The sequence below is a fragment of the Roseobacter sinensis genome (genome assembly GCF_025755255.1).
Classification (GTDB): Bacteria; Pseudomonadota; Alphaproteobacteria; order Rhodobacterales; family Rhodobacteraceae; genus Roseobacter; species Roseobacter sinensis.
Window position 1 is genome coordinate 63,617 of record NZ_JALIEB010000018.1, and the last position, 7,641, is coordinate 71,257.

At 57.6% G+C, this 7,641-nt stretch carries 6 protein-coding genes; 4 read left to right on the forward strand and 2 right to left on the reverse strand.

All coding sequences use genetic code 11. The features are described 5' to 3' along the window. Window positions 1–120: 120 nt before the first annotated feature. Window positions 121–2,298 carry a catalase/peroxidase HPI gene (gene katG / locus MUB52_RS19910; protein ID WP_263845901.1) on the reverse strand — a complete coding sequence of 726 codons (2,178 nt, stop codon included), beginning with the start codon at window positions 2,296–2,298 and terminating at the stop codon, window positions 121–123. Between the two features lie 109 nt (window positions 2,299–2,407). On the opposite strand from katG, the gene MUB52_RS19915 reads away from it, so the two are divergent. After that, window positions 2,408–3,319, forward strand: coding sequence for a hydrogen peroxide-inducible genes activator (locus MUB52_RS19915; protein ID WP_263845902.1), 912 nt, complete (start codon window positions 2,408–2,410; stop codon window positions 3,317–3,319). 312 nt (window positions 3,320–3,631) lie between these two features. On the opposite strand, the gene MUB52_RS19920 is transcribed toward MUB52_RS19915, so the two are convergent. Then, on the reverse strand, window positions 3,632–4,033 hold the full coding sequence (locus MUB52_RS19920) for a hypothetical protein (RefSeq protein ID WP_263845903.1): 402 nt from the start codon (window positions 4,031–4,033) through the stop codon (window positions 3,632–3,634). Between the two features lie 1,243 nt (window positions 4,034–5,276). On the opposite strand from MUB52_RS19920, the gene MUB52_RS19925 reads away from it, so the two are divergent. The 3 genes from MUB52_RS19925 (at window position 5,277) to MUB52_RS19935 (ending at window position 7,528) form a co-directional block, all read left to right on the forward strand. Next, complete coding sequence (locus MUB52_RS19925; RefSeq protein ID WP_263845904.1) at window positions 5,277–5,630, forward strand: hypothetical protein; 354 nt, start codon at window positions 5,277–5,279, stop codon at window positions 5,628–5,630. Then, window positions 5,627–5,950, forward strand: a complete 324-nt coding sequence (locus MUB52_RS19930; RefSeq protein WP_263845905.1) for a hypothetical protein — start codon at window positions 5,627–5,629, stop codon at window positions 5,948–5,950. Before MUB52_RS19925 ends, MUB52_RS19930 begins: the two co-directional genes overlap by 4 nt. Window positions 5,951–6,169: 219 nt before the next feature. Further along, window positions 6,170–7,528, forward strand: a complete 1,359-nt coding sequence (locus tag MUB52_RS19935) for a hypothetical protein (protein WP_263845906.1) — start codon at window positions 6,170–6,172, stop codon at window positions 7,526–7,528. Window positions 7,529–7,641 lie beyond the last annotated feature (113 nt).

Here is a 7,641-nt window from a genome sequence, read left to right on the forward strand (position 1 = left end):
TGTTGTCGGCGGATCAGCCAAGGGCGGAGCATCACGAAACGCTTCCACCATCATAGCCCGTTGCGTTCTTAACCGGGGTGGTGTCCGGGCGGCGGTTCGGGCCGCCCGGACGGAGTGCTGTTACGCGGCCAGGTCGAAGCGGTCCGCGTTCATGACCTTGGTCCAGGCGGCGACGAAATCGCGCACGAACTTCTCTGCGTTGTCGTCCTGGGCATAGACCTCGGCATAGGACCGCAGGATCGAGTTGGAGCCGAAGACCAGATCGGCGCTCGTCGCGGGCCACTTCACTTCACCCGTCGCCCGATCGCGGACTTCGTAGCTGCCATCGTCCATCGGATGCCAGCTGTAGGACATGTCGGTCAGGTTGACGAAGAAGTCTGTTGTCAGCGCCCCTTCGCGATCCGTGAACACGCCGTATTTGCTGCCGCCATGGTTGGTGCCCATGGCCCGCATGCCGCCGACAAGAACCGTCATTTCGGCCGCGGTCAGGCCCATGAGCTGCGCCCGGTCGAGCATCATCTCTTCTGCCGAGACCGCGTATTCGTCCTTCTGCCAGTTCCGGAAGCCGTCGGCGAAGGGTTCGAGCACGTCAAAACTATCAGCGTCGGTCTGTGCGTCGCTGGCATCGCCGCGCCCAGGCGTGAACGGCACTTCGACCGAATGGCCGCCGGCCTTGATCGCCTGCTCGAGGCCCACGTTGCCGCCCAGCACGATCACATCGGCGATGGAGGCGCAGGTCTCGGCCGCAATGGGTTCCAGCACACCGAGCACCTTGGCAAGGCGCTGCGGCTCGTTGCCGGCCCAGTCCTTCTGAGGCGCAAGGCGGATGCGTGCGCCATTGGCGCCGCCGCGCTTGTCCGAGCCGCGGAAGGTCCGCGCGCTGTCCCAGGCCGTCGCAATCAGCTCGGCCGAAGTCAGCCCGCTGTCGGCGATCTTCGCCTTCACCGCTGCAACATCATAGTCGGTGTTGCCGGCCGGGATCGGGTCTTGCCAGATCAGGTCTTCATTGGGCACGTCCGGCCCGATGTAGTTGGCGCGCGGTCCCATGTCGCGGTGGGTCAGCTTGAACCAGGCGCGTGCGAAGGTGTCCTTGAAGTACTCCGGGTCTGCCATGAACTTCTTGCAGATCTCGTTGTAGATAGGGTCGACCTTCATGGCCATGTCCGCATCCGTCATCATCGGGTTGCGCGGCGTGGACCCATCGCCCGCATCTACAGGCTTCTCGCTGTCCGGCATGTCGATCGGTTCCCACTGCCAGGCGCCCGCTGGGGATTTGGTCAGCTGCCACTCGTAGTTGAAGAGATAGTCGAAGTACCCCATGTCGAACTTGGTCGGCTCTTTCGTCCAGGCGCCCTCGATGCCGGAGGTGAACGCTTTTGACGCCGTGCCGCCATGTTCGGCATTGGCCCAGCCAAAGCCTTGGTGTTCGATCCCGGCGGCTTCCGGTTCGACCCCGATTTCGACACCGACCTGCGCGCCATGAGCCTTGCCGACGGTGTGGCCGCCACATGTCAACGCCGCCGTCTCTTCGTCATCCATCGCCATGCGGGCGAAGGTCTCGCGCACGTGATGCGCCGTCTTCGCCGGGTCGGGCTGGCCGTTCACCCCCTCGGGGTTCACGTAGATCAGGCCCATGTGCACCGCTGCCAACGGGTTGTCGAGCGTGGATGCATTCTCCAGATCGCCATAGCGATTCTCGGAGGGCGCAAGCCATTCGTTTTCCGACCCCCAGTAGACGTCCGTCTCCGGGCCCCAGATGTCTTCACGGCCAAAGCCGAAGCCGAAGGTTTTGAAGCCCATCGACTCGTAGGCCATGTTGCCCGCGAGGATGATCAGATCCGCCCAGGAGAGCGCGTTGCCGTACTTCTTCTTGACCGGCCACAGCAGCCGACGCGCCTTGTCGAGGCTGGCATTGTCCGGCCAGGAGTTCAGCGGGGCAAAGCGGATGTTGCCAGAGCCTGCGCCGCCGCGCCCGTCCTGCATGCGGTAAGAGCCCGCGGAGTGCCAGGCGAGGCGGATCATCAGGCCGCCATAGTGCCCCCAGTCGGCCGGCCACCAGTCCTGGTTTTCGGTCATCAGCGCTTTGACATCGGATTTGACCGCGTCAAAGTCGAGCGCCTTGACCGCGGCACGATGGTCGTAATCCGCGTCCATCGGGTTGGTACGGGCGCCATGCTGGTGCAAGATGTCGAGGTTCAGCGCATTCGGCCACCATTTGGTCACCGGCTTGTCCATCGCCGTATTGCCGCCGTGGTTCACGGGGCAACCGCCGAGGCCTTTGAATTGATTTCCATCCATCGCTGGGTCTCCTCGAGTTTAAAACGATTCTAGCTGCGTACCTTAGAGATACGTAAAGGCTGCGATAGATTCCAATTGAAAAAACTTTTGTTCCCGATAACTTCAGCCTATGATAAGTTTCACGATCAAACACTTCCGCTATTTCGATGCCCTGGCCCGGATCGGCCACTTTGGCCGTGCAGCGGAGGCATGCTCGATTTCCCAGCCGGCCCTGTCGTCGCAGATCAAGGAGTTGGAAGCGATGCTGGGCGCGCCGCTGGTGGAACGGGCCGCGCGGCAGATCCGATTGACCACGCTGGGTGAGGAGTTCCTCGTCCGTGCGCGCAAGGTGCTGTCGGATGTCGAAGAGATGTCGGAGCTGGCGCGTCTGTCGGACGGGCCGCTCACCGGAACGCTGCGTATGGGGGTCATCCCGACCGTCGCCCCCTATCTGTTGCCCGCGATCATTCAGGAGTTGTCGCGGTGCTTGCCGGGTCTCGAGCTCATGCCGCGCGAGTCGATCACCAAGTCGCTGGTGGAAGATCTGTTGCAGTCCCGGCTGGATTTCATCGTCGCCGCCCTCCCGATCTCTGAACCGGCGCTGCGGGAATTCGCACTGTTCGAAGAGGATTTCGTTCTGGTCAGGTCTGCAAAGGATGCCGGCCGCCCGGTGCCGCGCCCGGACAAGCTGCAGGAGTTGAAGCTCCTGCTGCTCGAAGAGGGGCATTGCTTCCGGGATCAGGCGCTATCCGTCTGCGACATCCGGCCGTCCGACCCCAGCCTTGTCATGGAAGGCTCGTCGCTGGCCACCCTCGTGCAGATGGTCAGCGCGGGGCTTGGCCTCACGCTGCTCCCCGAAATGGCGGTGCCACTCGAGACCAGGAATGCAGAGCTCTCGATTTCCCGTTTTCCTGAGAACACGCCCAAGCGCACCATCGGCATGGTCTGGCGCAAAACCAACCCGCTCGGCAAACAACTCTTGGAGCTTGGGGCGATCGTGCGGCAGGTGGGCCAAGCCCAGATCGACAAGCTGCCGGCGTGAGTGCTTGAGAGGACTGCCAAAGACCCACAGACCCGATTGCGTGGACGTGCGCTCGGGCCCCCGGCGGCGTTAAGTGATCTCAGGGTCGCAAAGGTCGCACAAGTTATCGAAGTATAAGATCTAAAACCTTGCTCCAGGCGATGATGACACTCTTCTGGCCGACATTGGAGCGGCTAACTGACCCCCTCTCATGTCTGCCTTGGTCAGGCCGCTAGCGCCTTGCGCGTGATCGGGGAGCGCACGCGAGACATGCCAAACATGCGGTAGCCAGCGCGTCTTCGAACTCACCTTCGACGACGGCCACTTGACCGCTCAGCAAGAGCGTACCACCAACACGGATGGCGGGGGACATGCGGCAGTCGGCCACCATTCGACGCCTTCGGGGGTGACGGCTTCAAGCGCATGGGCGGAGTTTGCGACCGTACTGAGTGCGGTTGTTGACAGCACGACGGCAGCGAACGCCTCGGCATGCGTGAGTTTGTGAAAGCCTGCAGTGCTCATGTCGATCTCCTGTCTTCTAAGAGGTGCAGCGCGTTGGCCCGCGTTGAAAACGTCCTGATGCAGCTTCCAGCGGTCCGGTTCACGGCGCACGTTCACGAGATACGCGCCTGAACGCCGCTCTGCTCCCAGAACGCCCGGAGAGCTGCTGACTTCACCGGCGTAGTCCGGGCCGACCGGCTGGACGTCGAGGATCGTGTCCTCGATTTCTTTCATGCCGATCTCTGTGATGGTCGTTTCCCGGAAGGCGCGCAGCGCAGTGTCGAGTCGGCCCCCGGTGCGACCACGACGCAATCGTCGGTGCAAAGGTCAACGATGGCGTCAACGTCCTGGGCGTCGAAGGTTTCTACGAAATGTGCAATCGCTGGCGTCACGTCCATCTTGATCCGTTCTTCGTGGGCCAATGCGGCGTCCTCATGTTCGCGGTCTTTTGCGTTTCGGTGACGCAAAGATGGCGAAGCGTTACGCTTAACTCCAATTTGATAGTACAGATACCGCACATCAATTTTATTGGGATATGATCCAATAGGGTGCCGCAGCGCTCCGACTTCTCGGACCGAGGCGCAATCGGCCTGAAAGGGCCCAGAGCAGGATCCCGGGATTTGGACAAGCCAACCGTCCTACGCCGTGAGGGTGAAGGCGCGGCCTCCTCCCGGACAAGACAAATTGACAAGGCCGTGTCTTCGCCTCCTGCTGCGGGCCGCACCAACCTTGTCGATTTGTCCTGTCTCGTCCCCCACCGCGTTCGCGACGTGGCAGATTTGCAGGCCCAGGCGGCTTCGCCGTCTGATCTCCAAATCAACCCCGATTTTCCGTCAGGGAGACGGGATCAGATGAAACACGGGAGCCGCAACAGACAGCGACAGGACAGCGGAATGGAAAGGCTTTGTATCGCAGATGGCAAAACTACGGGTCGCATAATGAAGAGACGCGGTCACTTTGTCCTAAGCAACGCTGTAAGTCATTGAAAAATATGATGCCAAATTGCGTCGGTGAAATCAAAGTGTCCATGTTTTTCACCCACTTTGTCCAACGCGTTGCAAACAAAGGGCCCGTCGAACGAAGCTTCAGCGGGGCCATGACGTTACAAATGAGGGCTTTCCGAACTGGTTTGGCGCAGCTAACTCATGTGTGAGTTCGGTCTTGGCGACATCGGATCTCCGGAAGAACTTGGGTGACTTGGCCACCTAGATTGCAACTGGGCAATCCAGGCTTTCTAGCAACTCAGCCACGGCCGTGCGGGATAAGCCATTTAGCTCTGCCAGAGCGAACAGACTAACGAAGGTCGTGGCAAACTCGCTCACACCAGTCTCGTCGATCCGCTTGAGCAGCTTTCGCGTTTCTGGGTTGCGACCTTTGATTGTCGCGAGGTGCCCAGCCTTTCGGAGCTATTGAATGGCTTGGACCGATAGCTGAAGCTTCGCTGCAGCGGCCTGCTCCGTTACGGTCAAACCGGGTTGTGAACGATATCATTAGAGAACAATGGAAAGGTGCCAAGGACCTCCAACTCAGTAGGGCTATCTCTAGCTGGCTGTTTGACCTTGTTGATCTGAGGCTTTGGGCAGGTGACAACAGTTCGGATGTTCAAAATGGCGGCGTCGAAGGTCTTTTGATCGCGAACATAGTAGGCTTGTTGGCGACGCCTGAAGGTGCGTCCAAAGAAGACCGAGAAGCCTATCTCGCTTGGGTAGAAGAGGACATTGTTCAGCCCTTGAAAAACCGGCATCCACAAGTTTTTCAAAAGATTGTCAGCTATACAAAAGAGTTAATGGAGAATATGCTAACAGGGCAAGAGAGAGCGGCTGACTTATGACTGATCGAGGGGTCGCCTTGTCAGCAGTGGTTACTTTGGAGCTATTTCCAGAGTCGATCCGTCAAGCGATCATTGCTGAACACAGTTTCATGAGCTGGTTTGGGCTGCCGGTCTCAACAACGGTGACATTTCTTCCAGACGGCAACAAATTCGTGGTCGAGGACCTGTATGATTGTGCTCAGTCCGTGTTCGACAGCACAAAACACGTAGAGCTGAAGGAAGCCGACACTGATGCTGTTTGGGTTGCGGACGGATATGACCCGGAGCAAGCAACTTTCCTTCTATTAAATGGGAAGTTCGAGATCTCTATTGACGGGTAGTGGTCACTACAAGTCGATCCAGATAAGCGCTTAAGAAGTTTTGAAAACCTCGCCTCCAAGTTTCAACTTCCACCTAGTGTGGTCGAGCACTGGGCTGCAAGAGTCAAAGCAAGCAAGCTGAGCTGCCCAGAGCTTGTTTTGCTAGAACAGGATGTTGAACGGTCGTTTGTAGCCGTTACTTCGCGGATTCGCCGAGAGATTGAGAATGGAAGTAGTAACTTGCAAACGCTGGTACCAAGCGATCCTTTGTTTTGGCGATTAGCATGTCCAACTACAACTGATGCTCCCGCGCTCGTTGAGTTCATAGAGCAGGAGGTAAAGCCTCGCATTGTCGCCGGCACAAAGGCTTATGGAGTGAAGTTTTATCCAGAGGCCATGAGGCTCTGCATTCATAGCTCTGTTGCCACGGTGATTAGAAACGAGAGCTTATCAGATGATGATTTCACGAAAATGGCTGACCATGTGGAACAATCAGGGTCTATGTATTCGAAGCTGGGGTTCGTCGAGGCAATGCTGGCTCGAGATGATGTAAGTATTTCGATGCAAGAACGGATCGCTGGCATCATCGACTTCTTTCTGAATGAGCCGGAAGAAGGTCGTTTTGAATTGCTGAGCAATCTGTTCTTCTTTGTAAGCGGTCGGTTAAGCCTGTCATCAGGCTTCAATGGATCACCCGTCTTTGCTAGGCGCCTGGTCGAATTCTCACACGCCTCGTTTCTGGAAGAAATCCTGATTTCTGAAAGGGTCGATGCTACCACCGCTGCTTTCGAACTGGCGCAACGGGTTGCGCGCCGCGCATTTGTAGTCGGACATCTCGATGCTCATTCGGAAGCCAGATGGATGCCAGAGTTTGCTACTCCACACCAACTCAAGGCAGAGTTTATCTTTCGGCTGAGCAATGCCATCACAACCAAAAAGACTTCGCTTGAGGGCACTCCTCTGGGGAAATTCGTTGAGGATGGATCCGATACACAGCTCTCGGATAAGTTGAAGTTTCCCTTCTCCTACCTCCCAGGTCCGCTTGAAGGTGGAGCGGAGCAACCTGCTAGCTTACCCGACGATTGGAAAACCCTTATTGAGGCAGAGCTGAAGAAAGACCCTCCTGGTGTCGGAGGTTTCAATGGCCTCGTGAATGGTGGCGCCGTATTCAAACTTCCAGCCGAAATAGTCTCACTGTCAGTGGCTGCTCTCAGACGTATCGACCTCGCCACCGACAATGACGAAAACTTTTCAGTTGGTGCCTTCGTAGATGGTTTGGCGCGGGTCGCAGCCGTCTACAGAAATGAGCAGCTTGCAGAGGAGATATGGCATTTAACTGGGCGAGTAATGCGACGAAAGCCTGAGGCATTGGAGCGCGAGGCTCTTTTCCCACTCCCAACAACATTGTCTGCGGTCTATGAGGGCGAACGGCGTGACAACAAGCTTGTCGAGATGATTGATTTTCTTTCTCATTGTTGCCTCACAAACGAACAGAGCTCCCACCTAGGAGCATGTCTAGAAGAGTTGTTGGACCTTCGACCCGAACTCTGGCCAAGGCTCGGAAAAGCAAGCGCATCGCTAAAAGCTCAACAAATTTAATCCCCAGAACCGCACCGTCTGATCGGTTTTGAATATCGTGTGTGGAAAGCTCCTGCATAGCAAGACGTTTTTTTGAGGCTGATTGGCACTTGTCAGATGCAGACGTGTGTCCG